Annotated in this window: 24 protein-coding genes; 1 reads left to right on the top strand and 23 read right to left on the bottom strand. The window is 50.6% G+C overall.

Annotation, left to right across the window (positions count from 1 at the left end):
* Window positions 1-79: 79 nt before the first annotated feature.
* The 22 genes from EGY08_RS19400 to EGY08_RS19295 form a co-directional block, all read right to left on the bottom strand.
* A complete protein-coding gene (locus tag EGY08_RS19400; RefSeq protein ID WP_123828796.1) occupies window positions 80-3,877 on the bottom strand; it encodes a DNA-binding protein in 3,798 nt (1,265 codons plus the stop codon).
* Window positions 3,878-4,004: 127 nt separating this feature from the next.
* Complete coding sequence (locus EGY08_RS19395) at window positions 4,005-4,388, bottom strand: acetyltransferase (protein WP_123828795.1); 384 nt, start codon at window positions 4,386-4,388, stop codon at window positions 4,005-4,007.
* Entirely contained in the window at window positions 4,385-7,249 is a 2,865-nt protein-coding gene (locus EGY08_RS19390) for a conjugative transfer ATPase (RefSeq protein WP_123828794.1), read from the bottom strand. Before EGY08_RS19390 ends, EGY08_RS19395 begins: the two co-directional genes overlap by 4 nt.
* Window positions 7,249-7,656 carry a TIGR03751 family conjugal transfer lipoprotein gene (locus tag EGY08_RS19385; RefSeq protein ID WP_123829439.1) on the bottom strand — a complete coding sequence of 136 codons (408 nt, stop codon included), beginning with the start codon at window positions 7,654-7,656 and terminating at the stop codon, window positions 7,249-7,251. Before EGY08_RS19385 ends, EGY08_RS19390 begins: the two co-directional genes overlap by 1 nt.
* A 440-nt stretch (window positions 7,657-8,096) precedes the next feature.
* Entirely contained in the window at window positions 8,097-9,602 is a 1,506-nt protein-coding gene (locus EGY08_RS19380) for a TIGR03752 family integrating conjugative element protein (protein ID WP_123828793.1), read from the bottom strand.
* The gene (locus EGY08_RS19375; RefSeq protein ID WP_123828792.1) at window positions 9,592-10,515 is read right to left on the bottom strand and encodes a TIGR03749 family integrating conjugative element protein; all 924 of its coding nucleotides are present in this window, start codon (window positions 10,513-10,515) and stop codon (window positions 9,592-9,594) included. The genes EGY08_RS19380 and EGY08_RS19375 overlap by 11 nt, the downstream gene beginning before the upstream one ends.
* The gene (locus EGY08_RS19370; RefSeq protein ID WP_123828791.1) at window positions 10,515-11,174 is read right to left on the bottom strand and encodes a PFL_4703 family integrating conjugative element protein; all 660 of its coding nucleotides are present in this window, start codon (window positions 11,172-11,174) and stop codon (window positions 10,515-10,517) included. The genes EGY08_RS19375 and EGY08_RS19370 overlap by 1 nt, the downstream gene beginning before the upstream one ends.
* The gene (locus EGY08_RS19365) at window positions 11,171-11,527 is read right to left on the bottom strand and encodes a TIGR03750 family conjugal transfer protein (protein WP_123828790.1); all 357 of its coding nucleotides are present in this window, start codon (window positions 11,525-11,527) and stop codon (window positions 11,171-11,173) included. Before EGY08_RS19365 ends, EGY08_RS19370 begins: the two co-directional genes overlap by 4 nt.
* 9 nt (window positions 11,528-11,536) lie before the next feature.
* Window positions 11,537-11,923 (bottom strand): TIGR03745 family integrating conjugative element membrane protein, encoded by a 387-nt coding sequence (locus tag EGY08_RS19360; RefSeq protein WP_123828789.1) that lies wholly within the window; start codon window positions 11,921-11,923, stop codon window positions 11,537-11,539.
* A 30-nt stretch (window positions 11,924-11,953) separates the two neighbouring features.
* Complete coding sequence (locus tag EGY08_RS19355; protein WP_016190712.1) at window positions 11,954-12,196, bottom strand: TIGR03758 family integrating conjugative element protein; 243 nt, start codon at window positions 12,194-12,196, stop codon at window positions 11,954-11,956.
* Window positions 12,196-12,537: an RAQPRD family integrative conjugative element protein gene (locus EGY08_RS19350; RefSeq protein WP_123828788.1), complete on the bottom strand. Its 342-nt coding sequence runs from the start codon at window positions 12,535-12,537 to the stop codon at window positions 12,196-12,198. Before EGY08_RS19350 ends, EGY08_RS19355 begins: the two co-directional genes overlap by 1 nt.
* A gap of 464 nt (window positions 12,538-13,001) precedes the next feature.
* A complete protein-coding gene (locus EGY08_RS19345; protein WP_123828787.1) occupies window positions 13,002-14,039 on the bottom strand; it encodes an Abi family protein in 1,038 nt (345 codons plus the stop codon).
* Window positions 14,040-14,519: 480 nt separating this feature from the next.
* Window positions 14,520-15,278, bottom strand: a complete 759-nt coding sequence (locus EGY08_RS19340; RefSeq protein WP_123828786.1) for a TIGR03747 family integrating conjugative element membrane protein — start codon at window positions 15,276-15,278, stop codon at window positions 14,520-14,522.
* Window positions 15,271-17,361 (bottom strand): type IV conjugative transfer system coupling protein TraD, encoded by a 2,091-nt coding sequence (gene traD, locus EGY08_RS19335; RefSeq protein WP_123828785.1) that lies wholly within the window; start codon window positions 17,359-17,361, stop codon window positions 15,271-15,273. The genes EGY08_RS19340 and traD overlap by 8 nt, the downstream gene beginning before the upstream one ends.
* On the bottom strand, window positions 17,354-17,866 hold the full coding sequence (locus EGY08_RS19330; protein WP_116523494.1) for a hypothetical protein: 513 nt from the start codon (window positions 17,864-17,866) through the stop codon (window positions 17,354-17,356). The genes traD and EGY08_RS19330 overlap by 8 nt, the downstream gene beginning before the upstream one ends.
* On the bottom strand, window positions 17,863-18,462 hold the full coding sequence (locus EGY08_RS19325) for a restriction endonuclease (protein WP_123828784.1): 600 nt from the start codon (window positions 18,460-18,462) through the stop codon (window positions 17,863-17,865). The genes EGY08_RS19330 and EGY08_RS19325 overlap by 4 nt, the downstream gene beginning before the upstream one ends.
* Window positions 18,462-18,968 carry an integrating conjugative element protein gene (locus tag EGY08_RS19320; RefSeq protein ID WP_117077257.1) on the bottom strand — a complete coding sequence of 169 codons (507 nt, stop codon included), beginning with the start codon at window positions 18,966-18,968 and terminating at the stop codon, window positions 18,462-18,464. The genes EGY08_RS19325 and EGY08_RS19320 overlap by 1 nt, the downstream gene beginning before the upstream one ends.
* Window positions 18,968-19,642, bottom strand: coding sequence for a transglycosylase SLT domain-containing protein (locus EGY08_RS19315; RefSeq protein WP_123828783.1), 675 nt, complete (start codon window positions 19,640-19,642; stop codon window positions 18,968-18,970). Before EGY08_RS19315 ends, EGY08_RS19320 begins: the two co-directional genes overlap by 1 nt.
* Complete coding sequence (locus EGY08_RS19310) at window positions 19,621-20,325, bottom strand: TIGR03759 family integrating conjugative element protein (RefSeq protein WP_123828782.1); 705 nt, start codon at window positions 20,323-20,325, stop codon at window positions 19,621-19,623. The genes EGY08_RS19315 and EGY08_RS19310 overlap by 22 nt, the downstream gene beginning before the upstream one ends.
* A gap of 6 nt (window positions 20,326-20,331) precedes the next feature.
* Window positions 20,332-21,054: a hypothetical protein gene (locus EGY08_RS19305; RefSeq protein WP_123828781.1), complete on the bottom strand. Its 723-nt coding sequence runs from the start codon at window positions 21,052-21,054 to the stop codon at window positions 20,332-20,334.
* Window positions 21,051-21,650: a PilL N-terminal domain-containing protein gene (locus tag EGY08_RS19300; protein WP_123828780.1), complete on the bottom strand. Its 600-nt coding sequence runs from the start codon at window positions 21,648-21,650 to the stop codon at window positions 21,051-21,053. Before EGY08_RS19300 ends, EGY08_RS19305 begins: the two co-directional genes overlap by 4 nt.
* A 128-nt stretch (window positions 21,651-21,778) precedes the next feature.
* Window positions 21,779-21,868: a DUF2442 domain-containing protein gene (locus EGY08_RS19295; RefSeq protein ID WP_227636269.1), complete on the bottom strand. Its 90-nt coding sequence runs from the start codon at window positions 21,866-21,868 to the stop codon at window positions 21,779-21,781.
* Between the two features lie 242 nt (window positions 21,869-22,110).
* Between EGY08_RS19295 and EGY08_RS19290 the strand changes: the two genes are divergently transcribed.
* Window positions 22,111-23,196, top strand: a complete 1,086-nt coding sequence (locus EGY08_RS19290) for a hypothetical protein (RefSeq protein WP_123828779.1) — start codon at window positions 22,111-22,113, stop codon at window positions 23,194-23,196.
* 562 nt (window positions 23,197-23,758) lie between these two features.
* Here EGY08_RS19290 and EGY08_RS19285 read toward each other — a convergent pair.
* Window positions 23,759-24,628: a hypothetical protein gene (locus EGY08_RS19285; RefSeq protein WP_123828778.1), complete on the bottom strand. Its 870-nt coding sequence runs from the start codon at window positions 24,626-24,628 to the stop codon at window positions 23,759-23,761.
* Between the last annotated feature and the right edge of the window lie 289 nt (window positions 24,629-24,917).

Raw genomic sequence — 24,917 nt, 5'->3', positions numbered from 1 at the left:
TTTGTAGCGCTATTCAGATGCAAAACAGTTCCTTTTCTCCCGTCCGCATAGAAACGGGAGAAGGCAGTTGCCCTTATTCTCAATCAATGTAGTTCTCATCCTCTTCATAACAGCAGTGTACGTGATATTTGCCTGCTTCCCGAAGTGACCATTTCTTAATAAGACCAGCTTGCTGTAAAGCAGACAGGAATAGCTCCGCTTGTTGACCATTACTGAGATTCAGTGTTGCGCTTTTTTGATTAAATATCTTAGAGAATTCTTTTTCTTCAAGCCTGCCCACCAGACGTGCGATCTCCACTCGACTGCGATAGCCATTTTTTAACAGCCTGACTATCAGATTCATGGAAAAATTATCATCAGTAGAAAGCGCAATTATAGCGAGTAAACCTTCGTTAGAGATAGTTAGCTCATCAAGGAAGGACTCATGGTAACGCTCACGGTATTTGAACAGCAGCGTGGCTTTTTCCGAAAAAGTGAAGCACTGGGAATTATGAATAGCAACCAACATTTCCTCAAGAAAAGTATCGTCATGCTCATCCCGAAGATAATAATCTGTATCGGAGAAAAAGGTTTCTTTAAATTGAGAAAACCACAGTACAAATGGTTCAATACTTCCCTTAGCAGTATCCGAAATGAAACATTGCACTGCCTGTTTAAAGGATTCTGTATCCAACTCTACTTTGCTATTTTTTATCAGACGCAGAAAGTTGTCCAGGCTCAACCGTTCATCCCAATGATGAACATTAATATAAACTGGTTTTAACACTGAGAAATATGCACTATCACTAAGTTTATCATTGCAAATAACCTTCATATAAAGGAGATCATAGCGTTCCTCATCAATCAGGCTCACTTCCTTTTGGCTCAAAACCTGAGCATGCTCTTCAATGTACTGGGTTAATACCTCAAGGCTGCACCCTTCGCAAATATAATTTAATAAAGCATCCCATCCCGGCGCTACGCGATCGTAGCGGTAGAACAGATCATGGTATGATAATTCATCCATATCAGCATCAATATGCTCTGGAAAATCATGTAAATCCACCACAGTGAATTGCATCTTTTTCAGTATACCAATTTTAAGGTCATCACTTAAATTTGGGTGAGTAAGCACCGATACAATAGTCTTACTACTTTCCTTAGAGTCTATAAATATTTCCCGAACAAAAATATCGATATTGTCATTCACGTACTCTTTTACACTGGATAATTGGTACGTCTCCAGTAATGACCATGGGAACTCATCTACCCGATCGCAAGGTATATTTTCATGTTGTAATAATCCAGCAACGATAACTCTGTAATTTTTCTTATCCAGAGTATACATCTGATTTTCGGCGATAAAGGTTAATGCCTGAGTTTCAGAGGGAGTGATCGGCAAAGAAATATCCTGGTAAATAACACCCAGCAGTTTGATATTATTAAGAAATGGTTCAAGATTGCTACCTTCTACAAAAGAAATCAAACTAAACCCTTGCTCGACAATAAATTGTCGATAATTTTCCTGATTGGCTGATACCTCAGGTGAGATTAAAGCTACCATCTTCGTAACAATTGACGTGACGATGCTGCTGCGTTCCTGTTCCTCAATCACCGCGATCATCTTATCCAGATAGCGGCTATCTCCCAAGGAAAAGACCACTAACCGGGTAAAATAATCGGCATCAACAAAACAGGATTCTAATACATTAAAGATAGCCAGAATATCCGTAGAGGTTTTCTGGAATATCATCGCAACCATCTCAGACAAATTTTTTGTGTCAACGCTATGACGACTATCAAGCAATAGTGCTACGATTTGATGGTGGATAGCACCAGCTCGATATTGATAACGCTGGCCAATCAATTCCGCCAACACATCTTTGGGGTTGTCCAGTAAAAAATTCTGGTTTACTTCTTCACAACCCATATGACGACCAACGGCTTTGATATAGTCATTATCATTAACAGAGATGGTTCCCTTATGAAAGACAGACCGGAACATCATAAAATCCTGCATGATATGACCATTGGTCAACAGGTAATAAAGAGCCTCTAAGCCGCCAAAGCGGAATCCATTGCGGATAGTTTCCAACTGTTCCAGGTCAATAATTGTGCGATCATCACATTTTTCAATATAGACTTCAGCAATCTCCTTAAATCTTTCCCAACCAATCAATTTTAATAATTCGGCCAGTGAGATGGAATTACGAGTACGAATATTTTCCCTAACATCCTCAATTTCACTGACGGTCTTTTGATATTCTGCTGCTTTATCCTTGGCAATAACCTTAACTCTTAGGTTATATTCTTCTATTATGGATGAATGGGCAATAGGTTGGTAATTATTAGAATTATAATTACCATAACCTACATAAAGTTGTGATTTCCTACTAAAGAACGCAATAAAATTTGTTTCATCGTCACATAAACTTTCAGCATGAGTCATATAATGACCATTGCTGTAATATTGTTCGGAGCTAAAATGCACAATAGGCCATAATTCAGGAGCAATAAATCGACTAACAATCTGCTTCCGTAATTCCTTATCAGTATTTGCAGATTCTTTTTTTATCTCCACCAACTTATTACTAAGTTGTTCTAATTTTTTATCCAAACTAATGAAATAGCTTTCATGCAGTTTACGCAACCGATAATCGTGGATGAATGAATATAGAACACCCGATTTTTTATCTATTAAATTATAATCTTGTGCGTAGATGTTCTTATAAAAGATAAGTGAAAAAATCTTCGCCTGATTCCTATTGTCATCAACCACCTTCTTGAACAGATTGAACTCATTGACAATATTTTGCAAAGAGCGCATATCACTTATATACAATGACATCTGCTTAAGAAGCGCCTGCTCATTGGCCGGAAAATCATTTAGTTTGTTTTTTAAATGAGTGTAGGCATTCCGGGAATCCATCACCGGGATCACAGGTAAAATAAAGTCAAAAAATTTAGTCCGGATATCTGCACCAAGGAAAATATCATCCCGGCAGGCATAAACAAATCTAACCGGTTCACCCTGGATATTATTATTAACTATCTGATTAATCTCTCTTAGCTTAACAAACACTTCGGTATTACCTAATCTGTCTAAATCCTCAAATACCACAATTTTATTTTTTGAACGGGAAAAGAAATAGACAATCTCATCCAGGCAGTTATTAAGCAGTGAAGAAGCATCCTGGGGTGCTATATCGGCACTGCCCTGAAGAAATGCTATCTTGCTAAGCTTAATTTTTTTATCGAAAATACCAGCCTTAGAGGCGGCTCGGACGATAAAATACAAACCAACCATCCCCATAACAACGCTTAACACCAACCGTACTGGATAGGCATCAATGATCGCACTAAGCGTACCTTCATTTACGCTGAATAAGGACAGGATTTTTTTAGGAAACAACGTCACAGCCAACAATAATATCGGCCATACCACTGTTAATACAGTAGTGAACAGAGAAAAAATGTGCTTTTTATTTCTATTCTGAATGCGATCAATACGTGAATCAGGAAGATTATCTTTATTTTCCTTGTACAGGATCTGCTGGAGTATGCTTAATTCAATCTCTACGCTCTCTGATTCTGATTTTTCACTCTTTCCTGACAAGGAAAAATCAGCAAGTGACACATTGATAAAATCTTTTTTAAGACGAGATTTAAGATAGGAAAGAATAACTGTACTTTTACCTGCACCATAAGGTCCAGTAATAGCAATATTTTTCACATCTGATTTGGAAAAAGCAAAATCCAGCGCATCAAAATAAGGTTCAACACTGCTATCAGTAATTATTTTCGGCGTTAAGGTATCGTAGACTCCCTGTTGTTCATTAATCGAAGCACCAGTTTCTTTTGCTGACCAACAGCCTTTTATTACATCCAATAGAGCCATACCAGTTCCTTACCATTGACTGACTTGGTTCCTGATCACCTACCCGGTATTTCTCCGCCAGTCCGCCGCCGTTGTCGCCTGATAGTAGGCCAGTGGAGAATGGCCAAACTATCAAGTTATTCAAAATTTAGCCTAATATATCACCTAACCAAAGCACCAGATAGAGCATATCAGCCGTATCCGTCACGGTAATATACCAGCGGGGATGTTCATACTCCTCCTCTGCGGGCCAGCTTCCCTGCCCGCTGACGGTGATAAGGATATTAACCGCTCTGCGGAGCCTGCCCTCCACCGTCACTGCCACACAGCTGCTCAGGCCCACCCGATGAGGGTGACAGGTAACGGTCACCGGGCCATTCAGTCGCTGTCGGATGTGTTCGCTCAGACGTTGCAGATTAGCCTGCGTCACCACAGACATCCCGGGTTCACCCTGCGGTGGCAGGGTGAAAACATTGTTATCCGGGCTGTCGTTACCGCAGACACAGGGCACCGGATACTTCAGCGTCATCATGCTGCCGTGCTCTCCTCATCGTGTGCGTCAGTCAGTCCGCGCAACCGGTCCAGTTTGCGGGCAATCAGCTTCGCCGCTTCCAGTTCGCTACAGTGATGCTCGCGCATCAGCGCCCGGCGTTCCGCCTTTTCCTCTTTCTCCGTCATGCCCAGCGCGAGATACAGACTGGGGGGAACAGCACGGAACAGCGCCTCAATACGTTTGGCCAGCACCACCCCTTCGGTATAGCAACCTGACAGCTTACGGGCGGAAAGCAGCACGGCTTCCTGTTCAGGCGTGAGTGCACGGAACCGGCTGATATCTTTCACCTCTTCCGGTGGCATAGTGAGGCAAATCCACCATTCCGCCATATTCAGCATTTTCTCCGCAATATCCGGGAAATCCTTCAGGTTCTGCGTGGCCAGCCACAGCCAGGCCCCTAACTTTCGCCACATTTTGACCACTTTGGTCATATACGGCGACAGCAGTGGATTGACCGTCACGATATGCGCCTCATCCACCGCAAAGACAATATCGCGGCCGAGATACTGGTCCCTCTCCGCAATATTGTTAATCATGTTGGTCATTGACACCATGGTCAGCGCCATCTGCGCTTCATAACCCTCTCGCGCCAGGTGACCGAGGTCCACCAGGGTGACGTCAGCTTCCGGCCACAGCTCACCTTCGCGATTGAACAGCTCCGCCTCAAAACTGCCTTCCTGAGTGAACATCCCCAGCGCCTCCGCCATCTCTGCGGCTTTCGCCTTGCGCTGGGCATTACGGACATTCTGCCCCTCATCGCTGTCATCGCCGGCAATGCTGTATAACGCTTTCTGCAGGTCAGAAGGCAGCATCTGCCTCCCTTCTTTATATGTCGCATGTGCGGCCATCAGCAGCGCCTCACGGATCATCGCCCGGTCGGCACGCTTCATCTCGGCTTCTTCTTTTGGATCGCCACCCGTTATCATCATACGGGCCGAAATCTCCATCTCACCGAGAATATCCCGCTTATCCTCGTCTTCACCCTCTCCGTCGCTGTCGGCATCGATATCGGGGAGATCGCTCTCATCAACGGCATGTGCTGCCAGCCCTTCTTCGACCAGTTTATGCGCGTCGGCAAACGGTGGCAGGCTGACACCACTACCCGGTTTGACGCTTATCTTGTTGACAGAAAGCCCAAGGCTTTCAAAATAATCAGCCTGCAGGCCAAAACTGTTCCCGGCTTCAGCGATAAACAGACGTGGCCGGTGAACCGCCATCAGCTGAGAAAAGGCATAGCACAGCGTGGCCGACTTACCCGCCCCCGTCGGTCCAAACAACAGCAGATGCGCATTCTGGGTACGGTCATACTTGTTCAGTGGATCAAACGTCAGAATATCTCCGCCACGGTTAAAAAAGCTGAACCCCGGATTGCCGGTACCGGTTTCCCGCCCGGTAACCGGCAGCAACCCAGCCAGGTGCTGTACCCAGGTCAGGCGGGTGTACCAGTGTTTTTTATCGCTGTCCGGGTTAAAGCACATTGGCAGCGCCCGCAGCCAGGTATTCAGCGGCCCTACCTCAAACTCCGGGCGAACCGGCTGCAGGCCAGCACCCAGCAGTACAGTAGTCAGGTCAAGTCGTTTGCGTTTAAGATTATCCATATCATCACCGCGCAGCAGGAAGGTGATCCCGGCGCGGTACAGCTTATGCCGGTTTCCCAGATACTCTTTCACTGTTTTAACATCCTGGCGGACACGGCCGGATTCGGTATTTTCCCCGACGGCATTTTTCGACAGACGGTTGAACTGTTCTTCCAGTCTGTCCTGCGGCTGCACAACAATCGTCATGCACAGCAGTGTCCCTTCCGGAAACATATCCATCAGCGCGTTGATTTTTTTCTCACCGCGGGCCTGTTCACCGGTGATGGTACCCGGCTCCGGTGGAGTACGCAGTCTCTCAACCGGCAGCGCACAATGCGGTTTATTATCTATCCACCATACGCCGTTCTCCGGATCCGAAACGGGTGGCGTAAACCACAGCGTTTCAGCAAAATCATTGCTGACCGGTGCCACTCCCGCCGGGAAGTCGCGCGGATCGGCATACGCCGCCTGACGATAGAGTGTGGATTTATCCACCCAGTCCGGAGACGGATTAAACAGGTGCAGCAGCCAGCTGTGCACCTGCAGGCCATTCTGACGGGTACAACGAATACCGGCCCCACCCAGCGCACTTACCACACGTTCACACGCCTGGTTGAGCATCGCCACTGGCGGCATCGGGTCCCGGGACGCGGATTTCCCGATCCAGCGATAAATGACCATGCGGGTGCGGCGCTGCTGACCGCGCCACGGCTGCCCTGTGATCAGCGCATCGGTAAACAGTCCTTCCGGCCGCGAGATACTGCGGATATGGCGCGCCATTTCACCCAGCCAGGCTTCCGTAAATGCCGTGCGCTGTGCATGCGGTTTCACGTAACCGCGTAAGTGGTCCAGATACGCTTCGGCATCATCCTCATCCTGGCAGAAAAACTGCACCACCCAAGGATTCTCATCATATTCATCAAAGCTGTCCTGCAGGGCATCTTCCACCGTATTGCGGATTTGCTCCAGCCGATCATCCGTGCGCCCTTCCGTGGCCACCGGCGTTACGTCATAAATGGCACCGACGGAGATACCGTCCTCAAGCAGAAGACACTGATCTTCATCCAGGAATTCCACCCAGGGCAGATAATCAATGATGGACGGGTTAGCGTGATAGACTTTTGTCTCTTCCTGCCGGTTCATCCGGCCCGGTCGCGTCAGCGGCTCCCGACCACGAATAACCAGAGGAGAAGCCTCTTCCTTTAGTTGCTTTGCCGTGCCATCTGGCTTTGCTTCATTTTTACGACTGAAAAGAGAGAACATTACAGCGCCTCCGTACGTTCACCAGGCATTGCATACTGTGTCTGGCTGTAGAAAGGAAATACGGTGCTGTAGCCAGGCACTGGCGTGTTACCGCCAGCCAGATGGGGATACAGGTACATCACCATATCCGGGTTGGGCAAACGTGAGAATTGCTGTGAGATTTCACTCTCCTGCGTACGACTGTAGCTGCGATCGTCCTGAGCACCTTTCCGGCGTTCATCGTCGGTTAACGGACGGTGCAGCGCATCCCTTGCCGCAGTGGACTGCCGTGTTGTACCCCCTTCTCCGTCCGCCCCGTTCCACAGTTCAAGCATGGTATGATCGCCTGTCGGCAGCATCTCTTCTTTTGTCGTTGAACAGCCGGTCAGTAAAATAACCGTCAGAATAAAAAGGCAGACCAGAAAAATGCGGTACGGAGGCTTTATCAAAGAAAAGCCCGCATTCTTTTCCTCCGGCACAACGGTGGACACAACGTCGTCGCCCTGCAGGCCCAACCGGGTCGCCTTACATGAAATCAGCTCAAAAGAAGCATATTCGGGGCGGCAGAAAAGAACGTCTGTTGTCTGAAACAGTGACTCCCGGATACCCTCAGACCCATTCACCAGTGGACCGGCAATAAACCTGTCGTTCTCAACCGGTATCATCTTATATGTGGCACTCAGATCCAGCATCAGGCTCGCATCCACCCAGAGCAACTGTGCGAACGGTGCCAGACTCATCACCTGTTTTGCTTCTTCCATGGTGTCAAAAAAACCGTTGGTGAACTGGATCCCCCACTCACCCTGTCCGCGAAACAGCCAGGTCAGAGTAAAACCCTGTGTGACATTCTGATTCATCATCTTCCCCTTCAGTCCAGACCGCCGTTGTCGCTGACACCACCCGGGAGGGTGAAATCGTAGCGAACCCTGCGGCCGTTATCTTCATAGTCAATGGCAAGCTGGCGGGTGATATGTACGGCCAGCTTCGCACCCGGCGGCACATAAATCGCGTCAAACGTCTGCCCGTAGCGCTGCTTAACCCAGTCAGTGGTCTCACTCATGCCACCTGAGAGGGCTTTCCCCAGCGCCGCTTCGCCGGCACTGCCGGTCAGCGTGGATGAAATCCCGTTAACATTGTTCTGCGTGGTGTACTGCCCCTCACTGAGAGCTTCCCCGGCAGCGCCGGCAGCAGAGAGCGCAAAGAGAGTAGGCAGATACGTTGACGCGTTAGACTTGCGGGTACCGCTGATACAGGGAATACCGTCATTATCCGAAATCCAGCCGATGCCGCCGTCGGTACCGGTTTTATTCTGCGTATTGCCGTTGCCGGTGTTTTTCCCACTGACGTCTGGCTGGGGCACGGTACGGACCGTACCGTCAGCAAAAACGAAGGTGATGCTGTTCACCTGCCCACGAACGCAGGAGAGAGTCCAGTCACCGCTGGCGCTGCCGGAGACAATCGCCCCCTCCACATCCGGCAGTTCAATCCCATTGGCGGTCAGGTTGTCTTTACCAATCAGGATCTTGAAAGGATAGGGATCAGTCACCGTGCCGTTAATCGGGATGCGGCCCAGTAACGCCGTCATCGCCCGGCTGCCCACCAGGGTGGAATTTTCCGGCAGGGTGTAAACAGGTTCAGCGCTGTCCTGTGCCCCCTTCTCATTCGTGTGCCCCTTAACCTGTTGCTCATAGGCCGCTTTCTGCCGGGTCAGAGGATTGTTGTCCAGAAATGAAGTGGGAAACTGCGGTGAAGCCTTACCACTGGCGGTATCGCGCGGATCGACCGCTTTTTGATCGCCTGGCGTCACCCACATCAGACCATCATCGCCCCGGGTGGCGGTACCATGGGTGCTGCCACCCAGACCATCCAGACCGAGACCCAGCGGAATATCGCTGTCAGAAGCCGGTTTTGCACCTGCTGCACCACGGTCGGTGGTTTTCAGCTGTTCAGACAGTGCCTGCACTTTTGCCAGTAGGCTGGTCTGTTCGTTCTGTAGCTGCTGCTGACGTTTGTCATACTCTTTACGCAGCTCCTGCACTGCCTCGTCAACCTGACCGGATACATTAGTGCCGCGTTTACGCAGTTGCTCATTCTCTTTCAGCAAATCGGCATTCTGCTTATCCAGCGTTTTCTGGCGATCGCGAACGTCATTCAGCCGACCTATCAGCGTACGCAGGGTATCTTCCGGCGTATCACCTTCCACTCCGAGCGCCTTAAGCTCATCCTGTGAAAGATTTTTCAGTACCGTCGTCACATCACCCGATGCATTCTCAGGTAATCGCTCTCCCTTACAGCTTTTCAGGCCCACAGCCAGCCCCGCCACCACCACTGCGGGAACAATGAATTTCACCATGGCATTGGACTTAATCTGCATGGTTAACCCCCTTCTTCGCGGTATGAACAGCCTTACGCATCGGGGAAGGTTCAGCGATGAAAGCGCTTTCCGGCCGCGTGCCCGTCACGATATAGGCTGTGGTGGTATCTTCCGGCGTGCCCACCGGCCCCAGCCAGCGGTGCTGGAACGTCGCCGCGACAAACTGTCCCAGCAGGGCCCGAGGATCCAGTACAATCCTGCGGCTGGCAGTATTTTGCAGACGGACGGCCACTACAGCGCGATTTGCCACGCCCCAGGCGGCCAGCGGCGTGGCCGTTATGGCTTCAGACGGATACAGTGTTGTCAGGCGTTTGGGTAAATGCGGATTCACCGGGCGGATACCCGGCACGGCTTCTACCGTACGCAACGGCGCATACAGGCTTTGAGCAGCATAACGGGTCAGCAATACCGGAACGGGGGCGCTGTATTGCACCTTTTTACGCTTCGCCTGTGTACCGTCATCACTTCCCGGCTGGATGTTGCTGTTTTCCGCCTGCCGACGGGTATCGGCCGTACTGCTTACCGTGTTCACCTCACCGCTGTAGACCAGACGAACGGGCTCGGAAGGACCTTTTTCACCGGCAGTGACATCGAGAAGAATAACCTCACCGCTTTCCACATCCTGCAACTGCACCCGCGTCTGAGGAAAAGCGCTGTCGGCCTTCAGGTAGACAGCCCCGCCGGTACTCTGCACACGCAGCTTACCGTTGAGTGCCGGAGGAAAACCCACCCGGACATTTTTATCCACAAATACCACCCGTTCCAGCCCCACCTGCAGCGGGATTTGCAACGGGATACGCTCCCATTTCATAAATTCATCAGCCTTAGCCAGCTCGCTGTTCAGAGAGACCAGCGGCAACAGCAAAAGGGACAGCGCCATCAGCCCGGCGCGGGTATCATTACGGGTCTTCATCACTGAAACACTCCTGATTTCGCGGGAATTTCCGTCGGCAATGCCGCCTCCAGACGCTGCGGTACACCGTCATAGCAGTCCAGCGCCAGACCAAACGGATTGCGTTCAGCATCCCCCTCCCAGCGCACCACTTTCAGTGGATAACGGACCAGGGCGCGTTTTACCGGTTCAGCATGAAAATACTCATCCGCCACCAGGTCGAGACGAACCACCCAGTTATCTCTGCTGATAACGCTGACGCTCTTCGACTGATAACCCCGACCGGGAATTTCATACACCACACGAACACGGTCAGTCAGTTCGCCAGCGTTGCTTCTTTTCCGGGCCTCGGTATTCAGATAGTCCTGGCAACCCGGGGTCAGATAGGCTGACAACGCATGAATTTTTGCCGGATAATCCACTTCACCATTTTTCGGCCAGGCGTTGAGCTGCTGGAAAATATAGAAGGCAAAGGAATAAACCGATGACGCCGGTACTTCCCACCAGGGTCGGGTACTGCCGGTACGTAAATCAGGTGGGTTATGGACAGTCAGTTTGTTTGGGGCCAGCATCCAGCCGGCGCAGGTGATTAACAGGAAAAAGGCCAGTACACCGCAGGCAATACGCAGTGTCAGAATATGCTGATCCCGGTCTTTGACCGCATGACGAAAACGGCTCATTTTTCTCTCCCGGTTCGTTTCAGGGACCATCCCCGGGCATCAACGATCAGTGTCGGGTTGCCCAGGCTGTGACGACGTTTGAACGCCTCCAGCCGCTGCCAGATATAGTTTTCCGGCTTGCCGCGTTTAATGCGGCTCAGCCACCGGCCACCGAAACCGATAACCAGTAACGGCGCCAGTAACATGCCGGTTGGGATAATGACCCAGCCGACAAGAGGAATAAATGGCAGAGACAGGAGCAGACCCACGCCCAGACCGGCCAGGGCAGCAAGCCCCATCTCCGGTGTAGTGAATCCGCGAAACACCACCGGTTCACTGTTCAGACGGTCAGGTAAAAAGCGAATGATCTGCATGGGGTCGCCTCAGAGAATAATGGCGGCGGACTTGCCCAGCAGCCAGATAACGGCAACCAGTAACACCACACCCACCACGATGATGGAGCCAAACTTCGTCCAGGTGGCCTTCTCATTCCGGACCTCAGAAAAAGTATGAACTGCTGCAATCGCCACGTTAATGAACGCAATGGCGGCTACTACCAGCCCACCAATAACAACACCATCCTGCAGATAACCTTTGATCTGCCCCATCAGGCCACTGCCGCCTCCTGATTCAGGCGCTTCTACAGTGGGCAGGTCAGCAAATGCGGGTTTACAGGTCAGCCAGACCAGTAATGCCCACGTGAACGTACGGTTAATAACGCGGTCAATACCACGACGCACGCGGGCGGCAACAGACTCAAAGTAATACATAAATTTTTCTCCAGAAATTGATTGGTTAATTCAGCTGGCAAACATCCAGATACTCACAACCAGCAGGAGCACGGCCCGGATAGCAAAGCGACCCAGCGCAGCATTCCGAACTTTCTCGTTACTCCAGCCGGTCCACACATCGGACAATGCCCATGCAGCCCACAGAAACAGAAAGGCCAGTAACACACCGATGCAGACCAGGTGCAGAATGCTGACCTCGACATTGCCGGAGGCAGCTTTAAAGGCGGTGGATTGTGCGGAGGTCATTCCCATCAGGGACGCTCCCGACGATAATTGCCGCTGACAGATGAAGCCCGGGGTTGGGACCGGGATGGCTCCAGATAGCGGTCAATACCGGCACGAATGGTGTTTAAATCGGATGTGGCCTGACGGTAGTCAAAAAAGAAACGCCCCTGCTCAGCAGGATCGGCCTGGGCCGCCGCTACGCGGGCACGTTCAAGCGAAGCCTGCACCTGATCCAGCTGGCGCTGGGCTGAGGCAAGCTCGTCTTTTTCTGCCGCCTGTGCAGTCGTTGACAATGTGGCCAACAGCAACAGACCGGTGATGCCCGGGATACGAGCGCTCAGGCTTCGGACCGGACGGGGATGATTCATACGCACCTCCTTGAGGATTAACAGGTGCGTACAGGATGCGCAGGACAAAAAGACTCGTCAGCGATAAACTCTATTTGCGTTTTTGAAAATTTTGCGGAAAAGGAAGCAATGCTGGCGGTAAGAAGAAAGACGAATTTAATTATATGACGACATGCAACAGTGGGCTTACAAACCTAGTCAGGCTGCGGGAGGACTTTTAAAAACTACCAAATATCAACAAGTTTCTGCGAACAGAACACCATCTAATCTGACAGCTGGATTTGAACGAAGAGCGGTCAGTTACAGTAGATTGACTGACCTGGCGGATTTTCATTATCGTTCTCGATCAAGCGGTCAGATCTTCACGATAATATTTCTCGGGAGCCCCCTCAGAAAGGGGAGTGCGGATCGGGTTTATGAAGGAGTGAATAAACCCACTTGTGCAGGAGGGAGAATATTATTAACTGATTAACTATATAAAAATTTTAATATCTCCGATGTGCTTTCTCTACTATGCCCATGATTTGTCCTTTGTCCAGAACGACAAGAAAACTGACTCTACTTTTGAAATACTTTTCAATAGTTTTATAAGGCTCACTTGCACTGCAAAAATTCATGTTACTAACACTTAGCTTTTCAATTAGAGTGCTTATATTATGAGACTTAAGATCTATAATTATCTCATCATCTTCCGATTGGGAGATCAAATACTTGGCCAGGTGTTCTTTCTTTAGAACAGCCTTTATATCACCTTCACCATTAACACAAACTGTAAATTTTGAGATTTTTATCTCACTGATAGCTTCATCGAGAGTTACCACTTTAAAATCTTTATCACATCGGTCGCTTATTAAAACATTCCCGTCTCCTTTAGGTGATGGTTTCATGCGTAAACATTCGTTGACAGTGGAATGATGCTTCACCCAGAGGCTGGTTTCATTTGATAACCATTGCAATGCATTTAATATTTTAACATGCATCTGACTCAAGTTCATTTTATGTATTGGCTCATAATGCGCAATACGATTTCGAAAATCGTTAATATCCCTGACCGTTTTCTCGAAATCTTTTCGGGTCATAGAGATATTCGGCAATAAATTCTGCATATTTGTTTGCCATACAAACCGATCGTACTCTGGCCTAAACAGGTTTGACCAAAAATCAAAAGTTAATGTTGAAATAATATCTTCCTTGTTGGGCTTTTTAGCTCTTCTAATCCCGCGATCAAGCGCATCCATGCTTTCAGCTGATAAACCTGATCTGAAAGAACTATGGTTAAACCATTTCTCATCGAAATAAACGCTAAATATCTCGCTCATCCTGTTCCGGAGAGTGACCTCAAGAATATGTAAAGGATAAAGGAAGGATTTTGACAACCGTGCATTATAAAGATACAAACTAAATGCATATTGTGTATTAAACCCAGCGTTTTTTAAGTAGGGCGCGAATCGCTCTTTAGACAGGTTTCCAATGATGCCAGCTTCGTTGCCAGCGTAATCGTAAGGAACTTGACTTTCAGCCATGAGTGTTTAGAATCCTTATCAGAGCAGTTGGTTCGGCCCCTCTGGTGGTAACACTAAGCGCCTCCAACAATCTACTTAGATCCCCGAGACAGACTTTGGTCCCTCTCGGGGTTTCGCTTTTTTGAGGTGACACTTTTTCCAGTACCACCTTACTGCAGAGTATTGTAGCAATCTTCCTTTACCCCACTCAAGTTAACACATTAAAATACTTAAATTTTCCCCAGAAGCCAATGAACAAGCCTGCCTGTTCCTCATTTATTAACACTAAGAAATGCTAGAAATTTCTTCATTAGAAACGTAAGGCCACTCCTGACCTGTCCCCCTCTAATCGCCAACGCCGTGCACCCAAAATTTTTGATCATTTACCAGCGGCAAGTCTGAGTTTAAAACTGACGCGCCAGTTAGCGACTGTTCAGGGGCTTGTCTGCTGACGAAGACGCACAAAAACAAGTTTTGTACGCCTTCGTCCAGCGCCGATAACTAAAGATATTTCTTGAATGAAGCCGTGGTGACCGTGATAGCGACACCCAGCAATATGGCAGCAGGCAACAGCAACAGGTTGGGGTATACCGCCGTCGGCCAGGAAAGATACAGCATCATGGGTACTACGATAGCTGGTTTCACCATCTTTTTAGCATGGTGATAAACAAACGAACTTTCATAACCCGCCCCATAGCGCCGAAGATCCCTGCGTCCCAGCCCTTCGACCAGCGAAACCAGCACTACCATCAGAAACAGCGGGACTGAAAGAACCAGTATGGTTACCCGCACCAGGGTAATCACGCATATCCATACGGTCGCCATCAGATATTCATGCAGATAGCCCGCAAGCCACCCACTCCAGTTGTTCAGATTACGGGTCAGCTCGTTATCGCTGCCAGTCTGCAACACATTCTGCTGCTTTATCCAGCCAGTAAACCCACTGTCAACAAACAGCCACTGATACGCTAATGTTACCCATCGAACAACAGTCACAGAAGGCTCAGACAGCAACAGGCTGCGGGTGAATTCTGTCGACAGCCAGCCCAGTTCAGTATTCATCACCGCCTCGCTGTGGGCTGCCCCCGCTTCCGGCCAGAAGAACGCTATGCCGGTGTACTCAATCAGCAGGCTCAACATCAGCGAACCCAGTAGCATGCCGAACAATGCCCAGGGCCAGCCCCAGAACACATTATAAAGCAAACCATGTGGCTTCTCCGGCCGGGGCGGAGGAGGACTATTACGCTGAGGTTCAGCCAAGTTCACCTCCTGCTGGCACAATGGCCGGCGCATCATTCCACCACGCTTCACCACTGTGATAATTGCGGCGCATTTCCTCGGCAATTTTCGCAATACTCTGCGGCATCAGTTTATCATCCACATCACCGGCAGGCAGCGGCATGCGGATTTTCCACAATTGCCCGCCTTCCAGCAGGGCGAATGCCTGCCCTTTCGGAAGTGTTACCACATCAGCTGGCTCCAGCAACGGCACCTTGACCGTCCCGACACGATCCTGCGTACTGGAGGTAAAATCCTGGCCCGCACTGATATCGGTATCCTGATGGCCAGAGACCAGCGTCTTGGTGTAAATCTCCACCTGCGGCAGCTGCGTGGTCAGGAGTTCGGCGGTACGGTTCTCCCTGACACGTAACATAATCAGATTGTTGAAGTTGCCCTGGACCTGAGCCGTTTTGGCCGCATTGCCGATCCGGGCCTCAATATCCGATGAGGTCTGGGTGTAGGCCGTCACCTGCATGCCGGCGCCGCCCCCTTTGTTAATAAGCGGGATAAATTCATCACCCATCAGCTCATTGAATTCATCACAGTGCAGGTTAATCGGGACCTTGCTCTCCCCCTCTCCCGGTAGCCCGGCATGAATACCGTGTTTGTAGATATGACCCGCCACGCTCACCAGATCGGCAAACATGGAGTTTCCCACGGCGCTGGCCACTTCACTGTCGCTGAGCGCATCGAGGCCAATATACACCACGGCCTTTTTGCGGATTATCTGCTCCCAGTCAAAAATCGGTCGTGAATCGTTCATATCCAGATAGTCCGGTGCCAGCAACTCCGCTGTTTTCCCGGTAGTCAGTTTCTCCAGCAAAGGCAGTAGGGAAGCCACAATTTTATCAAAATAGGTACGGTCATAGCGTACTGCGCTACGCAGACCATCCAGAATGGGATCATACAGCTGCTTTCCCTCTTCTGAACTGAGTGCCACCTCAATGGACCAGATACGTATCGCATCCGGCTGCCCCTGCATATTCCGCGGGACATCATCATCCCCCAGAATCTGCTCGTTATTCTGAATTTGAGCCTGCAGCGAGGGAAGCTGCTCACGGATAACCTTCTCTGCGTAACGGATATACAGATCGGCGATATTGTTCACATAGCGCATAATCAGGGTGTAATCCGGACGCTCGCCCAGTGCTACAAGGGCCCGGGCGATAATGTTGACGAACCGCCAGGCAAACTCACGGAACGCCGCGCTGTTCCCCTCTCCTGACAGCTGGCCCGCCACGCGGGACGCCACTTCTGACACCCGACCAAAACGCCCGACGGCGTTATAGCGTGCAGATATTTCAGGCCAGCCCAGATGGAAAATATACAGCGCGTCGCCCCGGCCGGCACGGTGTGCTTCAGCCCAGACGCGCTTCATCAGATCGGCATCGCCCTTCGGGTCAAAAACAATGGTAACTTCACCGCGACGAATATCCTGGGTAACCAGCAGCTCTGCCAGGCGTGTTTTCCCCACACGGGTGGTGCCATAGACGATGGTGTGCCCCACACGCTCCAGCAGCGTCAGCCAGACATCCTGCTCATTCGGCTCAATGCCATGCAACACCGGATTACCACCCACTGGCGGCAATGGGCGAACCGGGTTCAGGGGCGAATCCGTACGCAGCAGTTTTCCCAGCCCCGGAGCTGAGTGCTCCGTCCTCATTTCCAGCCAGCGAGCGGCCTGATACAGCCAGCCCGGCTGCAGGTACTTCGCCACTTCCGGACGTAGCGTATCCTGCAGTCGCTGGGTGTGTTTTTGCGTCCAGCGAAACCCGCGCCCGAGAAACAGGCGCTGACGGCTGACCGGTATCTGTCCGGCGCTCATGATGTAGCGGGGGAGCCGGGTCAGATTGCGGCGATAACGAAGAATCTTCATCCCTTGCCGGGCACGCACAACAGATAACACCGCAAAGCCAGACGCGGTTACATAACTAACTGAAGGTGCCAGCGCCACAGCCCAGGGAGCCTGTACACAAACATATGCCGCCATACCGGCCACGACAGCAGTATTCAGCTCAACCGCCGGACGCAACAGGGCTTCAATCACGTAGCGGTTACTCATTATCTTCCTCCCTGACGATACGGACGCCGCCCTTTGCCATGCGAACATGCGCCACCGCGCCACTGTGCCCCCTTCCCCTACGAGCACGAACCGTCATAAACAGTTCCAGGCAAACGCTGATCACCAGAACAATTTTCATTAGCAGGTGTAATGCACGGATATCGTTTTCAGCTGCCTGTTCAAACGGTTCCGCCACTGTCGGGCAGTCAGTTTCCCTTGCTGCCATCACACGCCACTCATCCCCGCTCAGCGGTGCAACAGGGAATACGGCATTGTCCGTAGCGGCATCGATACAGCGCCGCACCATAAGGCTCCCTTCCGGCGCGTTGCGCCAGCGGGCAGCCTCATACGTGTAATAATCCAGACGCGATGTGACGCCCCCCTGATACGACAGGAAGGCCATCACCAGCATCACGGCTCCGGTCAGTAACGCCGGCCACAAAAAAAGTAAACGGGCGAGGCTGAGACAGCCGGTCCGCAGTAAACGCTGTAAAGAAAATGTCATACAGATGTCCTCTGAAAATATGAACAACCTGACAGCCAGCCATGTCGGCCGGCAAGCAGATCCAGCAAGCGCTGGCCGCTGATGATAAAAAGACGCGGAGAGGTGGAGCAGACCGCCCGACTCATGTGTCCGGTCCGCCCGGTGTGAATGAAAAAACCGCAGCAGGTACGCTGTTCAAGAAGCTGGTCAAAGTCGCGAATATGGGCAGGTGTAATCGCCCGGCTGTAGCGTTTGGCCTGGATCAACCAGCATTCGTCATCAATAATGACCTGTCCGTCAGTGCCGCCATCCCCACTGTAAGACGCATTACGAACGACCGTCAGCCCCTGTCGTTCCAGCGCCAGCAACAGCAATTCCTCAAATACATAAGGGTTAATTTTGCGCAGGTACTGCATACGCTGACCGTCCCCCGGCAGAGTGCCCAGTTTTTCCAGCACCCGTGCCGCCGCAGCCTGATAGCGACGGTGGCGACGAACGCTGGCTTTCTCCCGCTGGCGAAAGCTCAGACGCAGCATCACCATGATAAACAGCGCCGCCAGAAGCGGGGCCGGCAACGGGTTGACCAACAGCGCAGCACTCAGTTGCAGTGCGCTCATCACGGCCGCACCTGTCGGGACAATCCGGTATCGGTGATCATCACCGGGTAATGTCGTAACTGCAGACGGCGGGCCAGCTCAGAGCCGGATGCCGGTGCCATCGGAACACCGGGAGCCAGATCCCGCAATGACTCAACAGCCGACGCACTGTCAACACTGACAATCATGCCTGCCGCATGTCGGGCAATTAGCGCCTGCGCATTCTCCGCCAGCCAGTACCGTGACTGTTCGTCATCACCGATAAGGAAAAGCGCACCAATGCCCGGCAACTGCAGCGGACGATCCTCCACCGTCCCCGGCATCATCTCCGGCGTGCTGATCGGAAACATTGCTGCCATCGCAGAAACTGGCGGGGTTGCCGGTGACGCCTCCGGCAGGCCGGGTTGTTTATTAATGCCGTCAAAATAAGACGTGGCATCCTCCCCGCCGAGGTCAGCGAGGACGTTCAGTCCGGCATGGCCCGTCAGGGGCAGAAAAAGACACATCATTAAAAACAGTTTTTTCATCAGGGTTCACTCCCGGGCTCAGTCCAGATAAAACCAGGTTCAGGGGCAATGGCTGCCACTGTCTGCGGTAATAAAGAAGGCGGCAACAAAGAGGACTGGCGGGGCGTGCCGCTGAGACGGACAAGATGACGTTTCACGATAGTTTTGTATCGTGCTGCAGCTTGCCCACCCGCCGGATGGTGATAACAACCGGCCGCATCCAGCCAGCTACCCGGTTTACGCTCCCAGCACTCGCGCAGAATGCTGGCTGCAGCATTGAGGTTGGTGTACGGGTCAAACGCCGCCCAGGTCGAAACAAAGTGATGCCCGTTCCAGCCCAGGTTTACCTGAGCCAGACCGACATCAATACGTTTAAGGGAATAGCGTGACATAAAAACCTGCAGTGCCCGCCAGGCCTCCAGACGGCTGGCGTAGCGGTATCCCTTACCCGCCACATTAATCGTCCACGGCCAGGGACGACTCACCGCAGGCAGATTTGTCTTCTGCCTGACCACCGCAGCAATTGATCGTGGCGCCATAGCGGTTTCCGTCAGCGAGACAGAATAGAGCGCTTCCGGCGGTACTCCATGCGCAACGGCCACCCGGATATACCCTTCCGGTACAGTCTCACCTGCTGCCGTTGCACTGCCACTTACAGCCAGCATCAGGGCGATCAGAATGCGGCGATATGCCATCCTTTTTCTCCCTGTTGCAGCAACACCGGCATCATTCCGTCGCCAAAGCGCAGCCAGCGGCCACCGTCATGGTTCAGCGTAATCTGGCGGGAACGGACTTTCTCCGCCGGGATACGGTGAGCACGGGCCCACTGGCGTAACGTATCGTCACTCCCCTCGCTGTCGACCAGGTAAATATCAACCGGACGATTGTCACTGAGCACCGCAGACAGCCGCGCATCGCAGGTCGGACAGTTCTTCGACTTAACGAACAACGCCAGACGCCCCCCGGTATCCCGGGCAACACCGGCAGCATTCCCCAGATTCACCGGCAGTCTGTCCGGATAAAGCCGTTGCCATGCCGTATTGATTTCCCGCTGGAAATCCAGTTCTTTTTGCGTACGGGCAAATTCCTCTTTAACCCATTTTTCCGCATACTGACGGCGCTCTGCCGGCGTGCGGGCCTCAATCCCCAGCGCCGAGAGTGGGTCCAGCCCCGGGGACTGAATCCCCCTGGGGCCATTCATCAGTTGCTGATACCGCTGGTAATCCTCCGGGCTTAGCCCCCATTCGCCGGCTTTCTGCTGCAGGGACTGCGTCTGGCTCTGAGTGGTTTGCGAGTTTTCAACTACGGAGGTATCCGTGGCCGCCAGAGCCCGCGAACTCAGCATGACCAGCGCAAGAAAAGTCAGTTTCAGTTGCATGATGGTTTACTCCACCTTAAGGGCTGTCAGGCGCCCGTTGACACGGAAAGTCGCTTCGCTGTAACCGGCACGAACCAGCGTCCAGCCGGAGACGGTTTCCCCTTCCCCGATAAGCGCTATCTGCGACAGGCTGTGGTAACCGCGGGGGGCTACCGCCGCCCAGGACTCCGCGCCTCGTCTTTCCACGCCGGTCAGCACAAACGGCGCATGACGTGCAACAACAGCCGTCGAACGGGGTTTAACAGGTAACTGTTTTTTGACTTCTGTCGGTGTTTTTTCCGGAGCCGAAGTCGCAGCAGCCGGTACCGCTTTCAGGGCATTCAGCTGGTCAGCAAGCACACTCAGCCGGGTTTCCATCTCCTGCTGCGCCTGTTGCAGCCGTGCGGCAGATGCCTGCAGAGTGGCCAGTTCCTGCGAGGGTCCGGTCCGGGCTTCGGTCTCTTTCTGTAGTGCGGTCACACGCTGCTGGTTATCAGCCAGCCCGGCCTGCAGCGTTGAGACCTGCGACTGAAGAGTGGATAACAGTGTGCTGGTTGTGGCTGTATTATCCTGTGCTTCCAGACGTGAAAGGCGCGTATCCAGGTCAGTCATACCACTGACCAGCACGTACAATACAAAGCCGGCCGCTGCCATCATCAGACAAAGACAGACGCCGGCAGCAGACCACCATGACCACAGACGCCTCTTTTCCCCGGCGGGAACAGACTCAGTGATGTTCTTTTCGCTCATTTTTTCAGGAACCCTCCCGTAACCGGGGTGGGTACCTTCCGGGGAACCTGGACAGGCGGTAACTGACTGGCCGGTAACTGATACCCGTCACGCAGACTGTGGCAGACCACACGCTGAACATCATCAACCTCCAGTTGCCAGGCCGGGCCAGCCATCACCTGCAGGGCGGTGCGGAGTCGCATGGGTCCCAGCTGATACTGCACGGCCGGTAGTGGCTGGCGGTACAGAACGCCGTTTGCCGGTCCTGTGGCGCAAAGTGAATAGCCGGACTGCTTCAGGGTATAGCGCAGGGCATCCGCCACGGTCGGATGCAGGGATGACGGGATACGGATATCAATAATCTGCGACAGCGGATCGCGCTGGGCAGCCATCGGATCCGTGCTGACCAGCAGATAACGGTCATAACGCACCACCTCCGGCGTTCTGGCATATTCATCAGGCGCGACAGTCTGAACATTGCGGGTGACAGCCACGGAAGGCGTGGGTACAGCGGCTTCACGCTGTTGTAGTTTCTGAGGTGGAGAGGAGCAGCAGCCGGCCAGTAAAAGCAGCGGCAGAACAACAGACAGAGTCTTATAACGGGGTTGAAATTTCATCCGGGGTTTCCTTTACAGTGATTAGCAGGCCTCACTGTGCGAAATCCCCCCGCATTCACTCAATTAACAACTGATTTTCCACAGATGAAAAAAACGCCGACCGGAAGGTCAGCGTTCTGTTTGTCAAATTACACCGGCGATTGTCGTGGAATCGCACCTTTAGCACCACGAAGCAGCCCTTGGGTACTCAGGTCCTCATCCAGCTCAGGCCAGTGCATACCATAGCCAGCCACCTACTCGTACAAAACTAAACGTTCGATCAAAATCAACGACACTGAATCAACCTTTGCAGCTAGTAGACAAAAGGCTTGCAAAACAGTAGCGTTGGCGGCCTGTTCCAACTGACTAAAAATGACGCTTCACCATGCACGGATGTACCAGATTTTGCCAATCTTTCACCGAGGCAAATCAGGTTCGGGGCTGAAAACACGACATTCGCAAAACCTACCGAGGTAAAGATTTGAATAACAGTACAACAGTGATCCTTCCTCAAGTAGAGAAAACCTTGGTACTGAACACTGCGCCTTACTGGGCATCGTTCTACTGTGGAATTCTTAAAACTGTACGCTACCAGAAAAACCTTCCATCTAGCTGGAATAACAGCAAAAGCCTCCAAGACTATAGAGGTGCGCTCAGAGAAAGCGGCTTCTTTAAAAACATGGAGAAAACCGTTCTTAATCATGCATTTGAATATGTCATGGTCGACTTCCTTAGAACAAAAACTGGAATTGAGTGCTTTAAAAGCTTATGCACCAGTATCTTGGCCGACTATGACATAAACGGGTTCAACATCACGAAGATGAATATCTTCAAAGTCGGAAACGACTCCGAGCTATATTTTGCCAAGCAAAACTACAACTTGGATCGAGTTCTTATGCTTTTGCCTGGAAACAAAAAAGCATACCCCGAAACAAAGGGTCTCGGCCTTACATTGAACGGAACGCTAGACAATTCAGATCTTTTCATATTGATATCGAACGATGAAGAAACAATAGGTTTTGTCGGCGAAGTAGAAGGCAACAATGGAGAAGATTTGTTCCTTGCCTCTTACTTCAAACGAAAGCCTGTCAAAGACAAATATTGCACTTTCTGCATAGGGATTTCGGAAAAGACAAAGCATAACAAGGTCCCCATCAAAGGGGAGGTCAGTTTAAACAAAAGCGAGGCTGTAGGACGCTGGATTCTAAACTTTTCAAAATCTAGCCATTTTGCAAAGGATTACCGCAGCGCGGTTCGAAATATCCAAGGGCTTGTGGATGGACACTTCGGCCATCTTGAAGACATCGAGGATCTCGGACATACGAAAATACTCAATGCAATAAAAATTGATTGGGCCAGAGATATTGACCAACTAATCTCGACTTTAGAGTCTTTCATCGATTACGTTTTCCCTACAGACACCTTTTACTATCAAGAAATAATAGACGGGAAAACGACGTATAGACCCTCTCCGCTAGCTCTGCCTGGCGAACTGCCATTATACTCAATCGAGCCGGGGGCGGTGATCGACTCACAGCTGTCACCGACCATATACATACCAAAATAGAAAATGGACGGTGATGAATCAAAGGGCTCGTAATAGAGCCCTGCAAAACTTGACCTAGAGAAGATCATAGGTATCACAGAACGACCCAGCACGCATAATTAGACACACGAACAAAAAATGCCCAGCAGAGCATTAACGAACCCCGCGGTGCCTAGAGAGGCCCCGCAGTCAGGCAGGGAGCCCATCCTTAGGATTGCTGGGCGTGTCGAGCAGACTCATCTAGGCACCGAATCTTGCCCTAGCGTTGTAAGCAACGCTGCTGCCAACGAAGCAACTAATTCACATAAAAACAGTTCAACTTATTGAAAATATCGCATATAAATTGTTAATTCAACTTTATTAACTTAAACACTCTTTTACCAACTTCTTAACATGTCTTTTTTTAGAAGTTAGCAGATAAGTGTAAAGATAGGACCTTTACAATTTGTCGGCGCAGAACTCTACTGGACGGTCTCACATCGATTGAACTCACAGGTCAAAATTGCGATTCTCAGATAAACACTTTCCATGTAATTTTCTGCGCTAAAACCTTTTGGATTTCTCATCTACGACAAAAAGCTAACTAAAAACCATATAATGGGACAATTACTGGCATCCCACTAGATAAAAATAATTTGTTAACTTCTGAGATAAGAAGATATCGTGAAGCGTTGTATTCTTGTGCTTTAGACTGATCCAGTTGTCCATTCGAGTAATCTTCAAGAGCGCGCTTACGAAGATTCTTGACTTCGTCAAGTAGGCGTTTGCGCAACTTTTTGCTCTCACCAGCAGGCAACATGCTAAGAGGATAGGTGCCACGAAGTAATTCCCCAGTAAGCCGATCTCTTAGGAGGCCTGTTTGCAGAAAAAGTACTGTGTCACCTAACCCGTGAAGAAAATCATTGTAGTTTAGCTCGTGCTTAAAATTGTCAATGAATGCGGGTCGAGAAAAAGCTTCGAAAATCGCTTCAAGGTCACGAAGATATTCATTATCATCAAACGATTTAGCGTAGTTACAGTAGCTCTCCTCCATTAGTTTACTAGATCGATTTAGCTTGTCATTGAAATGATTCCAGCTCCAATAACTAATCTTGAAATTATATTTTTTTGACGCATTAAGTGTAGTCACTGCCTTATGAATTGCAGTATCTTCGGCTAAAGTTGTTGCAATTATGAATACATGTAAGTCAGGCTTAAAAGCTAATGCTGCGTCAGCTTCATCCTGAATCAACTTCATAGTTAGTTTCTTGCCGGGCTCCATCTGTTTACACTGAACGCCCAGATGCAATTCACCAGACATCTCTCCATACACATCAACACCATCTTGCCGCTGTCCTTGCCTTCCATATTCTCTCACTGTATCAGGTTCACACATTTGTTCTACAAGTCGCAATGTTAGAATTTGAAAATCCTGCCAGTTCGCGGGTGGTGGGAAATTAAGATAGATAGACATTATGAAACCCCTATTTTTATTTTCTGTGATTAACTACTGATCAATTCTTAGCGCTTCAACCAAAATACCTTTTAATTCAGCCTCATTGAATGGGTTCTGTGCCAGCAATTTCCCTGACAAGTCACAATTCGATTTCACCAGCCAGCGATAAAGCACTGACAATTATCTCAAATTCCGAACCAAAGTATTGGTGCTAAGGGAGCGTCTGGAAAGAATAAACTCATTAGGTAATGGCTACGGGCATACCATAAGCATCCAGCATCATTGGTACCTGCTCACCGGTTTTGTG

Origin of the sequence: Klebsiella sp. FDAARGOS_511 (genome assembly GCF_003812845.1) — a bacterium.
Taxonomy (GTDB): Bacteria; Pseudomonadota; Gammaproteobacteria; order Enterobacterales; family Enterobacteriaceae; genus Klebsiella; species Klebsiella grimontii.
Note: the sequence above shows the minus strand (reverse complement) of the source record. Positions and strands in the feature narration are given on the sequence as shown.

Bases quoted from the DNA above. Each gene is read 5' to 3' on its own strand.
- EGY08_RS19320 (WP_117077257.1), bottom strand. From the start codon at position 18,968: ATGAAAAAACTGTTTTTAATGATGTGTCTTTTTCTGCCCCTGACGGGC.
- EGY08_RS19345 (WP_123828787.1), bottom strand. From the start codon at position 14,039: ATGGCTGAAAGTCAAGTTCCTTACGATTACGCTGGCAACGAAGCTGGC.
- EGY08_RS19370 (WP_123828791.1), bottom strand. From the start codon at position 11,174: ATGAGCCGTTTTCGTCATGCGGTCAAAGACCGGGATCAGCATATTCTG.
- EGY08_RS19330 (WP_116523494.1), bottom strand. From the start codon at position 17,866: ATGACATTTTCTTTACAGCGTTTACTGCGGACCGGCTGTCTCAGCCTC.
- EGY08_RS19365 (WP_123828790.1), bottom strand. From the start codon at position 11,527: ATGCAGATCATTCGCTTTTTACCTGACCGTCTGAACAGTGAACCGGTG.
- EGY08_RS19285 (WP_123828778.1), bottom strand. From the start codon at position 24,628: ATGTCTATCTATCTTAATTTCCCACCACCCGCGAACTGGCAGGATTTT.
- EGY08_RS19355 (WP_016190712.1), bottom strand. From the start codon at position 12,196: ATGGGAATGACCTCCGCACAATCCACCGCCTTTAAAGCTGCCTCCGGC.
- EGY08_RS19350 (WP_123828788.1), bottom strand. From the start codon at position 12,537: ATGAATCATCCCCGTCCGGTCCGAAGCCTGAGCGCTCGTATCCCGGGC.
- traD (WP_123828785.1), bottom strand. From the start codon at position 17,361: ATGAGTAACCGCTACGTGATTGAAGCCCTGTTGCGTCCGGCGGTTGAG.
- EGY08_RS19390 (WP_123828794.1), bottom strand. From the start codon at position 7,249: ATGTTCTCTCTTTTCAGTCGTAAAAATGAAGCAAAGCCAGATGGCACG.
- EGY08_RS19380 (WP_123828793.1), bottom strand. From the start codon at position 9,602: ATGCAGATTAAGTCCAATGCCATGGTGAAATTCATTGTTCCCGCAGTG.
- EGY08_RS19295 (WP_227636269.1), bottom strand. From the start codon at position 21,868: ATGCACTGGCCTGAGCTGGATGAGGACCTGAGTACCCAAGGGCTGCTT.
- EGY08_RS19375 (WP_123828792.1), bottom strand. From the start codon at position 10,515: ATGAAGACCCGTAATGATACCCGCGCCGGGCTGATGGCGCTGTCCCTT.
- EGY08_RS19305 (WP_123828781.1), bottom strand. From the start codon at position 21,054: ATGAGCGAAAAGAACATCACTGAGTCTGTTCCCGCCGGGGAAAAGAGG.
- EGY08_RS19315 (WP_123828783.1), bottom strand. From the start codon at position 19,642: ATGGCATATCGCCGCATTCTGATCGCCCTGATGCTGGCTGTAAGTGGC.
- EGY08_RS19325 (WP_123828784.1), bottom strand. From the start codon at position 18,462: ATGAGCGCACTGCAACTGAGTGCTGCGCTGTTGGTCAACCCGTTGCCG.
- EGY08_RS19300 (WP_123828780.1), bottom strand. From the start codon at position 21,650: ATGAAATTTCAACCCCGTTATAAGACTCTGTCTGTTGTTCTGCCGCTG.
- EGY08_RS19395 (WP_123828795.1), bottom strand. From the start codon at position 4,388: ATGATGACGCTGAAGTATCCGGTGCCCTGTGTCTGCGGTAACGACAGC.
- EGY08_RS19310 (WP_123828782.1), bottom strand. From the start codon at position 20,325: ATGCAACTGAAACTGACTTTTCTTGCGCTGGTCATGCTGAGTTCGCGG.
- EGY08_RS19400 (WP_123828796.1), bottom strand. From the start codon at position 3,877: ATGGCTCTATTGGATGTAATAAAAGGCTGTTGGTCAGCAAAAGAAACT.
- EGY08_RS19360 (WP_123828789.1), bottom strand. From the start codon at position 11,923: ATGTATTACTTTGAGTCTGTTGCCGCCCGCGTGCGTCGTGGTATTGAC.